16 protein-coding genes are annotated in these 15451 nt (G+C 62.6%); 10 read left to right on the forward strand and 6 right to left on the reverse strand.

Annotated elements, in window-relative coordinates; all coding sequences use genetic code 11:
• The first annotated feature begins 3 nt into the window (after window positions 1-3).
• From NO932_RS03330 to NO932_RS03360, 7 genes are all read left to right on the forward strand, one after another.
• Window positions 4-675 carry an amino acid ABC transporter permease gene (locus NO932_RS03330; RefSeq protein WP_309209640.1) on the forward strand — a complete coding sequence of 224 codons (672 nt, stop codon included), beginning with the start codon at window positions 4-6 and terminating at the stop codon, window positions 673-675.
• Window positions 676-684: 9 nt separating this feature from the next.
• Window positions 685-1341 (forward strand): amino acid ABC transporter permease, encoded by a 657-nt coding sequence (locus NO932_RS03335; RefSeq protein WP_309209642.1) that lies wholly within the window; start codon window positions 685-687, stop codon window positions 1339-1341.
• Between the two features lie 31 nt (window positions 1342-1372).
• A complete protein-coding gene (locus tag NO932_RS03340) occupies window positions 1373-2173 on the forward strand; it encodes a transporter substrate-binding domain-containing protein (protein ID WP_309209644.1) in 801 nt (266 codons plus the stop codon).
• Between the two features lie 30 nt (window positions 2174-2203).
• Entirely contained in the window at window positions 2204-2965 is a 762-nt protein-coding gene (locus NO932_RS03345) for an amino acid ABC transporter ATP-binding protein (protein ID WP_309162615.1), read from the forward strand.
• An 11-nt stretch (window positions 2966-2976) separates the two neighbouring features.
• The gene (locus NO932_RS03350; protein ID WP_309209646.1) at window positions 2977-3918 is read left to right on the forward strand and encodes a 2-hydroxyacid dehydrogenase; all 942 of its coding nucleotides are present in this window, start codon (window positions 2977-2979) and stop codon (window positions 3916-3918) included.
• A 164-nt stretch (window positions 3919-4082) separates the two neighbouring features.
• Entirely contained in the window at window positions 4083-5153 is a 1071-nt protein-coding gene (locus NO932_RS03355; RefSeq protein WP_309209648.1) for a polysaccharide pyruvyl transferase family protein, read from the forward strand.
• Window positions 5137-6537, forward strand: coding sequence for a Coenzyme F420 hydrogenase/dehydrogenase, beta subunit C-terminal domain (locus NO932_RS03360; protein ID WP_309209650.1), 1401 nt, complete (start codon window positions 5137-5139; stop codon window positions 6535-6537). Before NO932_RS03355 ends, NO932_RS03360 begins: the two co-directional genes overlap by 17 nt.
• A 3-nt stretch (window positions 6538-6540) precedes the next feature.
• Here the strand turns inward: NO932_RS03360 and NO932_RS03365 are convergent, their stop codons facing one another.
• The 3 genes from NO932_RS03365 to NO932_RS03375 are packed head-to-tail and all read right to left on the reverse strand — an operon-like array spanning window position 6541 to window position 10697.
• Complete coding sequence (locus NO932_RS03365; protein WP_309209651.1) at window positions 6541-7500, reverse strand: TIGR03885 family FMN-dependent LLM class oxidoreductase; 960 nt, start codon at window positions 7498-7500, stop codon at window positions 6541-6543.
• 45 nt (window positions 7501-7545) lie between these two features.
• Window positions 7546-8391, reverse strand: coding sequence for a formate dehydrogenase accessory sulfurtransferase FdhD (gene fdhD, locus NO932_RS03370; protein ID WP_309209652.1), 846 nt, complete (start codon window positions 8389-8391; stop codon window positions 7546-7548).
• On the reverse strand, window positions 8388-10697 hold the full coding sequence (locus tag NO932_RS03375; RefSeq protein ID WP_309209654.1) for an FdhF/YdeP family oxidoreductase: 2310 nt from the start codon (window positions 10695-10697) through the stop codon (window positions 8388-8390). The genes fdhD and NO932_RS03375 overlap by 4 nt, the downstream gene beginning before the upstream one ends.
• Window positions 10698-10922: 225 nt before the next feature.
• On the opposite strand from NO932_RS03375, the gene NO932_RS03380 reads away from it, so the two are divergent.
• The 3 genes from NO932_RS03380 (at window position 10923) to NO932_RS03390 (ending at window position 13737) form a co-directional block, all read left to right on the forward strand.
• Window positions 10923-11954: an ABC transporter substrate-binding protein gene (locus tag NO932_RS03380; RefSeq protein ID WP_309209655.1), complete on the forward strand. Its 1032-nt coding sequence runs from the start codon at window positions 10923-10925 to the stop codon at window positions 11952-11954.
• Between the two features lie 176 nt (window positions 11955-12130).
• Window positions 12131-12922, forward strand: coding sequence for an ABC transporter ATP-binding protein (locus NO932_RS03385; protein ID WP_309209657.1), 792 nt, complete (start codon window positions 12131-12133; stop codon window positions 12920-12922).
• Complete coding sequence (locus NO932_RS03390) at window positions 12919-13737, forward strand: ABC transporter permease (protein ID WP_309162601.1); 819 nt, start codon at window positions 12919-12921, stop codon at window positions 13735-13737. Before NO932_RS03385 ends, NO932_RS03390 begins: the two co-directional genes overlap by 4 nt.
• 24 nt (window positions 13738-13761) lie before the next feature.
• Here NO932_RS03390 and NO932_RS03395 read toward each other — a convergent pair whose 3' ends face one another.
• The 3 genes from NO932_RS03395 to NO932_RS03405 form a co-directional block, all read right to left on the reverse strand.
• Entirely contained in the window at window positions 13762-14286 is a 525-nt protein-coding gene (locus NO932_RS03395) for a hypothetical protein (RefSeq protein ID WP_309209658.1), read from the reverse strand.
• A 79-nt stretch (window positions 14287-14365) separates the two neighbouring features.
• Entirely contained in the window at window positions 14366-15031 is a 666-nt protein-coding gene (locus NO932_RS03400; RefSeq protein WP_309209659.1) for a hypothetical protein, read from the reverse strand.
• Between the two features lie 15 nt (window positions 15032-15046).
• Window positions 15047-15451 (reverse strand): hypothetical protein, encoded by a 405-nt coding sequence (locus NO932_RS03405; RefSeq protein ID WP_309209660.1) that lies wholly within the window; start codon window positions 15449-15451, stop codon window positions 15047-15049.

The raw sequence follows: 15451 nt of genomic DNA on the forward strand, positions 1-15451 counted from the left end.
CGCGTGAACTATCAGTTCAACTTCGCTCCGGTGATCAACAATTTCGACCAGTTGATCTATGGCGCATTGGTTACCATTCAGCTCAGCTTCGGAGCGATCCTGATCGGCATGCTGATCGCCGTCCCGTGCGCCGCTGCCAAGACGGCAGGCCCCAGCGCGCTCCGCTGGCTGGTGAACGTCTATATCGAGGTGATCCGCAACACCCCGTTCCTGATCCAGATATTCTTCATCTATTTCTCGCTGCCCGCCCTGGGAATCAGGTTCGATCCCAACACCGCCGCACTGGTTGCGCTGTCGGTCAATGTCGGAGCCTACGCGACCGAAATCGTGCGCGCGGGGATCGAGTCGGTCAATCGCGGGCAAGTGGAAGCCGGTCGGGCCCTTGGACTCAAGAGCCATCAGATCTTCCGCTACATCATCCTCAAGCCGGCGCTGCGCACCATCTATCCCGCGCTCACCAGCCAGTTCATCTACCTGATGTTGACCTCGTCGGTGGTCTCGGCGATTTCGGCGACGGATCTCGCCGCGGCCGGCAACAATATCCAGTCTGCCACCTTCGCGGCCTTCGAGGTCTATCTGGTGATCACGCTGATATACTTCATTCTCTCGCTCGGCTTTTCCGGCCTGTTTTCTGCACTCGGGCGGATCGCTTTCCGCTATCCCCTGGCGCGGTGAGGGCAGCCCATGTTTCGCACATTCGGGTTTAACGAAGCGCTGTTCATCATAACCGCCGTGCAATGGACGCTGTTGCTTTCGGCGATCGCCTTCGCTGGCGGAGCGTTGGGCGGCATCGCCATCGCGCTGGCCCGCGTGTCGCGCGTCGCGCCGCTGCGCTATGGAGCGCTCGCCTTCATTCGGGTGTTTCAGGGCACTCCGCTCCTGATGCAGCTCTTCCTGGTCTATTTCGGCCTTTCGATCGTGGGGGTGGGGATCAATCCCTGGATCGCGGCGGCATTGGCCCTCACGCTCCATGCCAGCGCCTATCTGGGCGAGATCTGGCGCGGCTGCATCGAGGCCGTGCCCGCGGGACAGTCCGAAGCGAGTTGGGCGCTGGGGCTGAAATATCGTGATCGCATGCGCTACGTGGTTTTGCCCCAGGCGGCAAAGATATCGGTGGCGCCGACCGTGGGCTTTCTGGTGCAGCTGATCAAGGGCACCTCGCTGGCCTCCATCATTGGCTTTGTCGAGCTGACACGGGCCGGCCAGATCATCAACAACGCGACGTTCCAGCCCCTGACCGTCTTTTCGCTGGTGGCGGCGCTCTATTTTATCCTCTGCTGGCCGCTCTCGCTGTGGGCGCGGCACCTGGAAGGACGGTTTGCCGTGGCGACCACGCGCTGAACTCGACGACATCAACCAAGGGAGAGAGAATATGGAACTGCGCAAAACTTTGATCGGAATGATGGGCGCCGCGGCGCTTGTGGCGGGCCTTGTGGCTGGCCCGGCCATCGCCCAGACGCCCGAGGAAATCCAGCAACGTGGCACGATCAATATCGGCCTGCTCGTCGATTTCCCCCCGTTCGGCATTCTCGATGAGGCGGGCAATCCGGACGGCTATGACGCCGACGTCGCCCGCCTGCTCGCCGAGGACATGGGGGTGGAGCTCAACCTGGTTCCCGTGACCGGGCCCAACCGTATTCCCTATCTCGTGTCCAACCAGATCGACGTTCTCGTCGCTTCTCTGGGCATTACGCCCGAACGTGCCGAACAGGTCGATTTCTCAGCACCCTATGCCGGTATCGAGATCTTCGTTTTCGGCGACGCCAATCTCGAGGTGACGGGACCGGAAGATCTTTCCGGCCACAGCATCGCCGTTGCGCGCGCATCCACACAGGACACCTCGATCACCGAGATCGCGCCGGCCGATGCGAACATCCAGCGCTTCGATGACGACGCCTCGGCGGTGCAGGCGCTGCTTTCGGGGCAGGCCCCGTTGATGGGCGCGTCCAACGTGGTGATCGCACAGATCAATGAAATGGCGCCGGGCCGGTTCGACACCAAATTCTCGCTGCGCCAGCAGAGCCAGGCGATTGCCGTCCGTCCGGGCAGCACCGAGCTTTTGGACTACATCAACGACTTTCTGGCCCGGGTGAAGGAAGATGGAAGTCTGAACGCGCTGCACGAGGAATGGGTCGGCGGTCCGCTGCCTGAATTCGTTCTGGCGGGCGAATAACAAACTCCAGCAAGGCTTTGAGGGCAGAACATGGTTACCGATGCTGCACGAAACGATACCGAAATCGCCGTACGCATGAGCGGCGTCGAGAAATGGTACGGCAGCTACCATGCCCTCAAGGCCATCGAACTATCGGTCGCACGCGGCGAAAAGATCGTCGTGTGCGGCCCTTCAGGTTCGGGAAAATCCACCCTTATCCGCTGTATCAACCAGCTTGAAACCGTGCAGAGCGGAACGATCGTGGTGGAGGGAGTCGAACTGACCGCCGGGGCGGAAAATGTCGAGAAGATCCGCCGCGAGGTCGGCATGGTGTTTCAGCAGTTCAACCTCTTCCCTCACATGACGGTTCTGGACAATTGCGTGTTGGCGCCGATGAAGGTGAGGGGCGTGAGCAGGGCAGAGGCCGAGGCCACGGCGCGCCGCTATCTCGAACGCGTGCGCATTCCCGAGCAGGCGGACAAATATCCGGCCCAGCTCTCAGGGGGGCAGCAGCAACGCGTGGCGATCGCACGGGCATTGTGCATGAACCCCAAGATCATGCTGTTTGACGAGCCGACCTCGGCTCTGGACCCCGAAATGGTCAACGAAGTGCTCGACACCATGATCGATCTGGCCAGCGAGGGGATGACCATGCTGGTGGTGACCCATGAGATGGGCTTCGCCCGCAAGGTGGCGGACCGGGTGATCTTCATGGACAAGGGCGAAATCGTCGAGAGCGGCGAGCCCGAGAGCTTCTTTTCCAATCCGCAGAACGAGCGGACCAAGACCTTCCTGGGTCAGATTTCACATTGATAGGCAAGCCAATGATAGAGCCGATCCTGGCGTTCGACACTCTTATCGAGCCCATCGGGTCCGACCTCGCGGGCCGCTACCGGTTGATTTCCGCACAAGACGCTTCGGCGGAGACCATGCTCACAGGATTTCGGGCGGTCCTCACGAACGGAGCGCTCGGGATCGATCGCGCCTGGATCGAACGGATGCCCAACCTCGAACTGATCGCGGTCAACGGCGTGGGGACCGACAGGATCGATCTCGATCTCTGTGCGCAAAGGAAGATCCATGTTGCAACGACGCTCGGGATTCTGACCGATGACGTTGCGGACATGGCAATAGGGCTGATGCTGGCCGTGCTTCGCGACATGGGGCGCGGACGGGACCTGGTGCGCTCGGGCGAATGGGCGCAGGGTGGAAAGCTTGCCCTGTCCCGTTCGGCCTCGGGCAAGAAAGTGGGAATTGTCGGGCTGGGCGCTATCGGTCGGGCGATAGCGGAAAAGGCGGCGGCCTTCAAAATGGAGATAGGGTTCTGGAACCGGTCGGAAAAGTCGGTGCCCCAATGGAGAGCCTTTCTCAGCCCCCTCGAGCTCGCGCGCTGGGCGGACGTGCTGATCGTCGCCGTTGCAGCAACCGCGAGTACTGAGAGCCTCGTCGATCGCGCCGTGATCGAGGCACTGGGAAACGAGGGATATCTCGTCAATATTGCACGGGGCAGCGTGATAGACGAGAACGCGCTGATCGAGGCGCTCGAAGCGCGGGCTATTGCGGGTGCCGGTCTCGATGTGTTCCTCGGCGAGCCCAGGATAGATGAGCGATTCCTGAAGCTCGATAACGTTTTCCCCGTGCCCCATGTCGGCAGCGCCACCGTGGAAACGCGCACCGCCATGGCGGAATTGGTCAGAGAGAATATCGACGCCTATTTCGCCGGGCGCCAACCACCGACATCGGTGACGGCAAGCCGGTTCACCTGACGCCGCGGGAGCTCGGGGATTTCGCGCTCCGTGGCACGGAGTGAACCGATAAGGCCATGCTGAACTCCCCGATTGCCAAGGGTTAAGCTGGACGGCGGAGCGGAACGCATGCCCTGCGGCGCCATTGGGTCAAGGCGACACCAATGAGCCGGAAGGCGTCCTTTATGCCCATTGCTCCCCGCATCGCTGTCCTCACCTTTCACCGCTGCATCAATTATGGCTCATACTGGCAGGCTCGCTGCCTCGTGGAAGGTCTGCGTGAACGGGGACATGGCGCGGTGCTCCTCGATCATCATTCTGAGCGCGTCAAACGCGCCGAGTGGCGCAGCGCTCTTCAACCCCTGCTGCCAAAAAGGAGTGAAAAGGCCGATCTACCGCTTTATGCCGGCAAGACGCGGAGGTTCCTCGATGCCATCGACAGCTTGCCGCTGTCGAAACCTTTCGCGCTCGATCGGCCATGGGAAATGGACCCTCATGAGCTGGTACTCGTGGGCAGCGACGAAGTCTGGAATTTGCGCCATCCCTGGTATGGCGGTCACCCCGTCTTTTTCGGCGAGGGGGTGCGGGCCGGGCAAATCGCCTCCTATGCGGCGAGCTTCGGCAATCAGGATGCCGGTGAAGGGCTCGATGGCCGTTGGGCCGGCAAGCTGCGCGATTTCTCGCGGATTTCCATCCGCGACCAGAACTCGCGCCGTCTTGTGGAGGATGCGCTTGGCTGCGAGCCCGAATTGGTGCTCGACCCGTGCCTGCAATTTTCCCACCTGATCGAGGGTAAGGCGCTGCGCCGCCTGCCGCCATATCTGGCCGTCTATGGGCACGGTTTCCCTCAGTGGTTCATCGACAATGTGCGCGTTTTCGCCCAGGATAAAGGCCTGCGGCTTATCAGCATCGGCTATCGCAACGATTGGGCAGACGAGCAATGGATCGATGCCGGCCCGGAGGAATTCGCCGGCTTCATGGCCGGGGCTCAGGCGGTGGTCACCACGTTCTTCCATGGCTGTGTCTTTGCACTCGTCAACCAAAAGCCCTTCGCGTGTGCCTTGACCGATTATCGCTCCAACAAGATCCGCGACCTGACCGAAACCGTCGGTGCCCAGCGGCATCTGGTGGGGCAGGAGACGCCGTCGAGCCATTATTGGGACATTCTCGGGGAAGCACCCGAGAGGACGATCCCGCATCGAATCGCGATCCTCAAACGGCGCTCGGACGCCTATCTCGATGCCGTCTGCAACTGAGCCCGCACAGCCCGCCATCAGCCCCAAAGCTATGCTGCGCTCGGGCCTCTGCATCGGCTGCGGCGGCTGTGTCGCCCAGGCGGGCAGGGGGGACGTGCATATGGCGTGGAACGCCTATGGGCAGCTCCAGCCAACCGGCGCGCGCGATTGGCTGGAGACGCCGAGTCCCACCCTGGCGCGCACATGTCCGTTCTCCCCCTTCGCCCGCGATGAGGACGACCTGGCGGCCGGCAATTTTCCCGCCGCACCCAATCGGGATTGGCATATCGGCCGCTATGAGGCCGCTTATGTCGGCCACGCCGCCGAGAACGCGTTCCGTGCCCAGGGGAGCTCCGGCGGCATGGTGAGTTGGGTCGCAACCGAGTTGTTGCGGCGGGGCCTCGTGGATGGCGTGGCCCATGTTGCGCCTGCCGATGATGGCGCGTTTTTCCGCTATGTGGTCTCGCGCAGCCCGGAACAGATCCATGCCGGGGCGAAGTCGCGCTACTATCCCATCGAGCTTTCAGGGGTGATCGAGACCATCCGGACCGTGCCCGGACGCTATGCGGTTGTCGGCATCCCCTGTTTCATCAAGGCCGTCCATCTGCAGTGCGCGCAGGACCCGGTGCTTGCCGAGCGCATCGCCTTCACCCTTGGCCTGTTCTGCGGACATATGAAAAGCGCCCGGTTCGTTGAAAGCTTCGCCTGGCAGATGGATCAGCAAATCGATGCCGTCGAAAAAGTGGACTACCGCCTCAAGAACGCCGATCGTCCCGCCAATTGGTACACTGCGCAACTGACCGATCGAAGCGGCGAAAAGCGCGTCAAGGATTGGTGGCATCTTGCCGATGGCGATTGGGGCGCGGGGTTCTTCCAGAGTCCGGCCTGCAATTTCTGCGATGACGTGGTGGCGGAAACCGCCGATATCGCCTTTGGTGACGCCTGGGTGGAACCCTATGCATCCGATGGTCGAGGGACCAATGTGGTGATCGTGCGCTCGCCGCAGCTCAAGGCCATCCTTGACGAGGGAATGGCTCAAGGCCGTCTCGCGCTTGACCAGGTCGATCACGAATTCATCCGCCAAACTCAGGCCGCCGGCTTCCGCCAGCGGCGCGAGGGATTGGCCTTCCGCCTCACCTGGCCGCGCTTGGGCATCAGGCCCAAAAAGCGTGTCGCGCCCGGCGCCGAGGGTCTCTCGCTGCGCCGAAAGCTCATCTATTTCATGCGCTATCAGATCAGCGCCTGGAGCCATCGCATGTTCTGGCTGGCCCGCAGGCTCGATCGGCCGGGCCTCTACCTGGGCTGGGCGCGCCTTGCCCTTTCCACCTATCATGGCCTGGCCTATTCGCGCGGACGTATAGGCCAGGCCATGGACCGGATGGGCCTCAAGGGCAGGGAAGGCTAGATCTTACCTCAGTTCCGGAAGCACCCGCTCGCCAAACGTTTCGATGAACGGCCGCTGTTCGAGCCCCACATGGTGGAGGTAAAGCCCGTCAAAGCCCAGATCGGCCAACTCTCCCAGCCACTCGACGAACCGGCCCGGCTCGCTCGAGATCAGCACTGAACCGTGCATGTCCTCCTTGCGCACGAATTTCGATGCCTCATCGAAATGCTCGGCAAGCTCCAGATCCCAGCACAGGGGAGGGGAAAACACGTTCGTTCGCCATTGCTCGAATGCGATGGCCAGCGCCGTTTCGTCATCATGCGCATAAGCGAGGTGGATCTGGATGTAGATCGGCTTGCCCTTGCCGCCGCCAGTTCGGAAAGCCTCGATCACGCGCCGCAAAGTGTCATGTGGCTGGTTGATGGTGATGAGCCCGTCGGCCCACGAGCCCACCCATCGTGCTGTTTCGGCGCTGACGGCGGCGCCGATCAGCTCCGGCGGCCGCTCCGGAAGCGTCCAGAGCTTCGCCCGGTCGACGGCAACCAGCCCGTCATGGGTCACCGTCTCGCCGGCAAAGAGCCGTCGCATCACATCCACGCACTCACCCAGCCGCGCATTGCGCACCGGCTTGATGGGCCAGGGATCGGCTGTGATGTGTTCGTTTGCCGCTTCCCCCGAGCCGAGCGCCAGCCAGAAGCGGCCGGGAAACATCTGGGCCAGCGTGGCTCCCGCCTGCGCGATGATGGCGGGATGGTAACGCTGTCCGGGCGCGTTGACGACGCCGAACCCGAACGATGTCGCCTGCAGCGCCGCGCCAAGCCAGGCCCAGGCAAAGCCCGATTGCCCCTGTCTTGCGCTCCAGGGCGCAAAATGATCCGAACACATCGCCGCTTGGAAACCGGCTTGTTCGGCAAGGCATACCGCCTTGAGCAGAGACGCTGGGTCGATCTGCTCGTGAGAGGCGTGAAATCCGATAAGGGGCATCGTCTAGGAAGCTCCAGGCCAACCATGGCAGAACGGCAGCGCCTCTTATGTGTTCCCCCATTCCGGCCGCAGCCCGGCCCTGCCGTGGAACCCGCCGCCACGATCGGCCCGCACGCGATGCCCGCATGTGAACACCTCGAACCCGTCATCCCGCGCAACGCCGATCAGCGTAATGTTGCACGCCTCGGCGGTGCGCACCGCCAAAGCTGTAGGGACCGAAACGGCCGCGATGAGCCCGAACCCCGCTATAGCCGCCTTCTGGATCAGTTCGATCGAAACCCGGCTGGTGAGAAGCAGGATCGCAGGCTGCTGATCGCCCGTCAGCATCGCCCCGATGAGCTTATCGAGCGCATTGTGACGTCCCACGTCCTCCCGCACCATCCCAAACCCCCGTTCGGGCGACCAGCTTGCCGCCGCGTGTACAGCGTGGGTGAGCCCGTTGAGGTGCTGCTCGCCGCGCAGCAATTGCATCGCCTGCCGCAGCAAAGACGCATCGACGGCAAGGTTCTCGTGGAGCACCGCCGGAAGCGCCCGGCTGGCTTCCTGCAGGCTTTCGATCCCGCACAGGCCGCAGCCGGTCGGCCCAGCCGCTCTGCGCCGGCGCGCCAGAAGGCGATCGGCCTTGCTCGCCTCGATCCATAGCCGAAGTTCTATCCCCTCGCCATGCTCGACGATATCGAGGCTTTCGATCTCCCGCTTGTCGTCGATAATGCCTTCGGAAAAGCAGAACCCCAGCGCAAAGTCGGCGAGATCGGCGGGCGTGGCCATCATCACACCCACGCTCGTGCCATTGCAGACAATCGCCACCGGAACTTCCTCGGGCACGGCCCGGGTGATCACTTCCGCCTTGGCTCCCAGTTTAAGCGGATGGGTTAGCCGTGCCGGGTTCACGCCGTATTCTCCCGCATGGGCACGATGGTCACGGGAACCGATTTGGCGGCCGGCACATGGCTGCGTTCAGCCCGCTGGTAAAGCGGCACGAGCACGTTGGCTTCCGGATAATAGGCGCCCACACACCCACGAGGAATGTCGTAGGGAACGACCGTCAGCCCATCGAGCCGCCGGTGAACCCCGTCATCGGCCTTGGCGACAAGGGCGATCTCCTGGCCCTTGTCGAGGTCGAACCGTTCCATATCGGCCTCGTTGAGCAGCACCACCATGCGCGATCCATAGATGCCCCGGAACCGGTCGCGATAGCCATAGACAGTTGTGTTGAACTGGTCATTGCTGCGAAGGGTGACGAGTCTCAGCACCCCATCGTCCTCGCCGGTATCGAAGCTGGCATTGAGCGCGCTTGGGGTGATGAAATTGGCCTTGCCCGTCTCGGTATTCCATTTCCGCTCGCGTGCCGGGATCGGCTTGCCGAACCCGCCCTTTTCGCGGATGCGCGTGTTGAACCCGCCGAACGTATCCGGCCAGGTCTGGGCAATCGCATCGCGGACCAGGTCGTAATTGCTCACCCAGCCATCCCAGTCCGGCCCATTGTTGCGCGGACCCAGCGTCGCCTTGGCCATGTTGGCTACGATCCAGGGCTCGGAGCGCAAATGCTCGCTGGCCGGCTCGCGCTTGCCGTAGGAAGAGTGGAAGACCCCGGTGGAATCCTCCATCGACACCATCTGTTCGCCGCTCGCCTGGCGGTCGATCTCGATCCGGCCCAGGCAGGGCAGCAGGTAAGCCGTCTGACCATTGAACAGATGGCTGCGATTGAGCTTGGTCGCGATCTGCACCGTAAGGCGCATATGCGGCCAGTGCGTCTCCATCGGGCCACGATCGGGAACCGCCCGCAGGAAGTTGCCGCCAAGCCCGATAAAGGCATCGACTTCGCCCTTGATGATTCCTTCGCAGGTCTCCACCGTATCGTGCCCCTTCTCACGCGGCGGCTCGAAGTCAAATTGCTCGGCCAGTCGGTCGAGAGGCACCAGTTCAGGCTTTTCGGAAATTCCCACCGTGCGCTGGCCCTGCACGTTGGAGTGGCCGCGCACCGGGCAGATGCCCGCACCCGGCCGCCCGATATTGCCGCGCAAGAGCAGCAGGTTGACCAGCATCTGGACGGTCTCCACCCCCAGCTTGTGCTGGGTCAGTCCCATGCCATAGATGCCGATGACGTTGCGGGACTTGGCGTAGATCTTTGCCACCATCTCCATGTCGGTGCGCGTTAGCCCGCTTTCGCGTTCGAGCTCGCCCCACTCCTGCGCGGCAACGAATGCCTCAAGGCCCGCAAAGCCGTCCGTATGCTCGGCGATGAATTCGGTGTCGAACACGCCCCACCCGGCGCCGTCGCGGCTCTCGCGATCCAGGGTGAACAGCGCCTTGCAGATGCCGGTGATTGCCGCGATGTCGCCGCCGGCCCGCACCTGATAATAAAGGTTCGAAATCTGCGTCTGGTCCGTCGAGAGCATCTGCGCGGGATTTTGCGGGTCGACGAACCGCTCCAGGCCCCTTTCGCGCAGCGGATTGAACGTGATGATCGTCGTTCCGCGCTCAACCGCATCCTTGAGCTGGTGCAGCATCCGGGGGCTGTTCGATCCCACGTTCTGACCGAAGAACAAGATCAGGTCGACCTCGTCAAAATCCTCCAGCCGAACCGTGCCCACCGGCACCCCGATCGATTCCGGCAGCGCCACGGACGTGGATTCATGGCACATGTTGGAGCTGTCGGGCAGGTTGTTGTGGCCGAACATGCGCGCGAAGAGCTGATACATATAAGAGGCTTCGAGCGAGGCTCGCCCCGATGTATAAAACACCGCCCGTCGCGAATCGCGCGCCCCGATCGCCCTCAGTTCCCTCCCGATATCGGAGATCGCTTCGTCCCACTCCACCGGTTCGTACCGGTCGAGGTCGTGATTGAACCGCATGGGATGGGTCAGACGGCCCACCTCTTCGAGGTCGTGGTCGGACCACTCGCGCACCTCGCTTGCCGTGTGCTTGGCAAAAAAGTCCGGCGTTGCCCGCTTCTTGGTGATTTCGGCAAAAGTCGCCTTGGCGCCGTTTTCGCAAAATTCGGCAGCATGGGTCGGCCGCGGTTTGGCCCAGGCGCAGCTCACGCACATGAAGCCATCGGGCTTGTTTTGCACCATAAGCTCCGCTGTCGCGCCCGGCATCACCCCTTGCTTGGCCATGTGCCGGGCCACCGATTTGATCGAGCCCCATCCCCCGGCCGGTCCTTCATAGGGTTCCAAGTGGAGTTTGCGCGCCATGCCTTCACCTCGTCCTATCGCATTGATTGCTCAATGTCGGTGGCAAGGCTCGGTTCCGGGACGCATCGGACGGGCTAACCGAAATGATGCCGGAATGAACAAATACCGTAGGCGGCGTGCATATAGTTTGATCACTTGCAAGTCATTGCCTAAGAACAGGCATTTTCCCCTTTACAGCCCGGAGATCGCGAGCTTTGATCCCCTTGGAAAACAAGAGGGAACCAAATGCTTCACCTGAGACAATTCGCGTTTGCCGTCGGGGCTCTGGCTTTCGGCACGGGCCTGGGCGCGCCCGCATGGGCGCAGGAATTGACGCCGGTCCGGTTCACGCTCGACTGGCGCATCGAGGGGCCTGCCGCCGGCTTCATGCTCGCCGAGGCCAACGGCTATTTCGAAGAGGAAGGCCTCGATGTCACCTTCGACGTCGGCAATGGTTCGGTGGACGTCATTCCGCGCGTTGCGACCGGCGCCTATGACATGGGCTTTGGCGACATCAATTCGCTCATCAAATTCCTCGATGAGGACGCGAGCCAGCCGATCAAGGCCATCATGATGATCTACGAAACGCCCACCTTCTCCATCGTGGGCCGCAGATCGCTGGGCATCACCGACGATCCGGCCTCGCTCGAAGGCAAGACCTTGGGCGCGCGCCCGCCCGACGGTGCGTTCGCCCAATGGCCGGCCTTTGTCGAGGCATCGGGGATCGATACCTCCGACATCACCATCGAATCCATCGGCTTTCCGGTGCGCGAGCCCATGCTTGCCCAGGGTGATGTCGATGCGGTGTTCGGCTTTGCCTTTTCGGTGATCCTCAATTTGAAGGCCCAGGGCGTCCCCGATGACGATATCGTGCCGATCATGATGGCCGATCACGGGCTCGATCTTTATGGCAACGCCATCATGGTCAACACCAATTTCGCCGCCGAAAATCCCGAGGTGGTTCAAGGCATGCTGAGGGCGCTGACCAAGGGCTTCGCCGATGCTGTGGCCGATCCGGCGGCCGGAGCGGAGGCCGTGGTCGCTGCCAATGACATTCTCGATGTCGCCATCGAAACCGAGCGCCTGACCATGGCCAATGAGATGAACATCTACACCCCCTATGTGCAGGAAAACGGGTTCGGCGGCGTGGACATGGAGCGCCTTGACGCCTCCATCGAGCAGTTGGGCACCTCGATCGGCATCTCGTCGGATATTTCCGCGGCGGATGTCTTTGACGACAGCTTCTTGCCTCCGGCAGAAGAGCGCATGTTCAACTGACGATAGGCACAAATGCCGGGCCTACGGGCCCGGCTCCAGAGCGTGTCCAGCAAAATCATGTCCCCGGCTTGGCCGGGGATGGAAACGGTTTTTCGGTTCGGACACGCGATAAAACAAAGACTTAGAGCAATTGAAGCGATTCGGAGAAAAGCGGAAATGCTCTAGGGAGGATATGGATGGACAAGCCATTGGTTGAAATCGACGATGTCGACATGCGCTATGGCGGCGCCGACGGTACATTGGCCGTTGCCGGGCTCGACATGAAGGTCAAAAAGGGCGAGTTCGCCGCCGTCGTCGGCCCTTCGGGGTGCGGGAAATCGACATTGATGAAGCTCGTCACCGGGCTTCACCTTCCTCAGAAGGGCAACGTCACCGTTGCGGGCGCCCGCGTCACCAAGCCGGTGTCGATCGTGGGCATGGCGTTTCAGAACCCCACAATGCTGCCCTGGCGCACCACGCTCGACAACATCCTGCTCCCCCTTGAGATCGTCGAAAAACACCGCCATCGCCTGCGCAGGCACAAGGCAGAATATGTGGCCAAGGCCGAAGCGCTGCTCGAGACCGTGGGCCTCAAGGGCTTCGGCGAGAAATTCCCCTGGCAGCTTTCGGGCGGCATGCAGCAGCGCGCCAATCTGTGCCGGGCCCTGATCCACGAGCCCGAACTGCTCATGCTCGATGAGCCGTTCGGCGCGCTCGACGCTTTCACCCGCGAGGAGCTCTGGCAGGTGATCCGCGACCTCCATGCCGCGCAAGGCGTGACCATCGTGCTCGTCACTCACGATCTGCGCGAAGCGGCGTTTCTGGCCGACACCATCCATGTGATGAGCGCGCGCCCCGGCCGCATCCTCGACGTGCATGACGTGCCGTTCCCCCGGCCGCGCCAACTCGATGTCATGTACGAGCCCGAGTTCAACGATCTGGTGCACGCCCTGCGCGGCCAGATCGCCGATGCGAGGGCGGCCGCATGACCGATACGCCCGCTCCCGCCGTGGTCAAGTCCGAGCCGATCGCCAGGCAGCCGTTCAACTGGCTGCCCTGGATGCCCTGGATCTACACTGTCGCACTGTTCGTGCTTTGGGAGGTAGGGGTCCTGCTTTCCGGGCTGCCGCACACCATTCTGCCCGCCCCCTCGCGCGTCTTCGGGGCCATCGTGCAATACTGGCCGGCCATCCAGCGGCACTCCCTCCAGACGCTCTATACCACCTCGTTGGGCTTTGTTCTCGCGGTGGGCGGCGGCTTGGCCCTGGGCCTGCTGATCGGCTGGTCGCGGACCATCTATGCCGGGATCTACCCCATCATGGTGGGGTTCAACGCCATTCCCAAGGTGGCGCTGGTGCCCGTTCTGGTCATCTGGTTCGGCATCGGGACGGTTCCGGCGGTGCTGACGGCCTTCCTCATCGCCTTTTTCCCCATCGTCGTGAATGTGGCCACGGGCCTTGCCACCATTGAGCCGGAAACCGAGGATGTGCTGCGCGCCCTGGGGGCGAAAAAGATCGACATCATGCTCAAGGTCGGCATTCCGCGCTCGATGCCGTATTTCTTCGGCTCGCTCAAGGTCGCCATCACGCTCGCTTTTGTCGGCTCGGTGATTTCCGAAACCGTCGCCGCCAATTCCGGCCTCGGCTTCATGATGAGCTCGGCCCAGAGCCAGTTCAACGTTCCGCTGGTCTTCGCCGGCCTGGTGATGCTCGCCATCGAAGGCATTGCGATGTATGCGCTCATGGCCTGGATCGAAAAACGCACCACCGGCTGGGCGCACCGCTCCACCACAATGGCCGGTTGAGCAACCGAGTAGGGCGCCCGCGCCCTACCTGAAGGTCAGGGGCGCGGCCTGCTCATACGCCCGCGCGGCGATTTCCTCGACCGCGGCCTGATCCTTGCCGTAGACCCGTACGATGAGCTGCTGCCCGTCGCTCCACAATTGATAGGACACCGCGAAGTCGCCCGTCGCGGTGCGGGCTTGCGTTACGAACCCGACGGCGGAAGCAAAAGCAATCTCCTTGGTGCCGTAATAGGCCGCTTCGCCGCCCATTTGCGATGCGTTGGCCTCGCCGATTTCGGTATAGGTCTGAGCGGTGGTTTCGCCCGAACGGATCCGGTCGCCGGTCCCATCGTCTGGGACAACGCGCACCTCGAGCAGCATCGTGCCGTCGCAGCCCGTGCACATGCCGATATAATTCCCCTCGCGCACGCCGGCAAACCAGTCCGGCGGGCTGACGCCCTCGATTGAGAGGGTGGACCAGTCGGGCGCCAGAAATTCCGCAGTCGCGGGAACCGGCGCCAATACCGTCAGCGCCGTGAGCGCGGCAAATATACGGGCGGATCGCATCATCGGTCTCCCAAACATCTAGCAACATGCAGGCTAGCGGGCGGCAATAACCGTAGCGTGACGCGCGGAACTCTCGAGCCCGCTATTGCGTCCGCCAGGCATCGGGCGCGATCCATGGCGCCTCTACCGTCGGGTTTTGCGGCCTTGGCAGATTGGTGAAGATGGCAACGGGCAGCACCGTATCTGTCCCGGTTGCGGCGTCCGCATCCGGGCCGATGACGATTTGCCCATCCTGTGCATGCGCCGCGCGCCGCCCGAGAATGGCGATGGCAAAGACATAGCCGTCGCGCTGGTATCCGGCCGATGTGATCGCCCAGCCCTCGTGCCGGAAGCGATCGTCTCGCGTCCAGCCGCTATCGAGCGCGTTCTGGTCCAGCATTTCGATCAGCGTGGCGGGGCCGTCAACCATCTGCCGCGTCTCGCGCGCATGCAGCGGCCGGTCGGGGCGCCACAGATATGTCGTTTCCCAGACATCGGCATAGCTGGCCTCGGCCAGCGCCTTGTAAGGTGCGGTCATATCGAGGAACAACAGGCTTTGAACCGGCGGAATCTCCGCCGGATAGCTGCCGATCCCGATGCTTTCAGGCAGCACCATGGGCTCGGGCGCGGAACCGCGCAGCAATGGCTGCCATAGGTGGGGCGCCGCCGCCGCCACGGCGATACCCGCGCCGATGATCAGGCCGATGACCAGCCCGATCCAAATCCTCGAAGATCGCAAACCCGGATGCTCCGCTACGTTATCCTGCATGCCCTAGCCCGCTCCTCAACGTTGCTGAACCCGGGGGCGAAGCTCCTCGACCCGGCTCTCGAGATTGGCGGGCGAAACGTCCCATCGCCCGTGATCGTCATATTCGAAATCGGCCGTGATCTGAGGACCAGGCGCCATAAGCTGCAGCAGGCAGACTTTCCAGCTTTCCCGGCCATCGACCTGCATGGCGGCCGCGAGTTCCTGGGCCTTTTCGATCGTGGGCCTCGACGCACGCGGTATCGCCGCCTCCCAGCTCCCATCCGGGCGGTAGAGATATCCGAACACGCGGCGGCGCGGCCTGACCCCGATCACCAGGGCTATCGCCCGCCAGGGCTTGCCTTGGAATTCCTCGTCGGCCACGATCTGCCGGGCAAGCTCGCCCAATATCGTGTCGGCAGCGTCTTGGTCAAAACCGGACAT

The organism is Pelagibacterium sp. 26DY04 (genome assembly GCF_031202305.1).
Classification (GTDB): domain Bacteria; phylum Pseudomonadota; class Alphaproteobacteria; order Rhizobiales; family Devosiaceae; genus Pelagibacterium.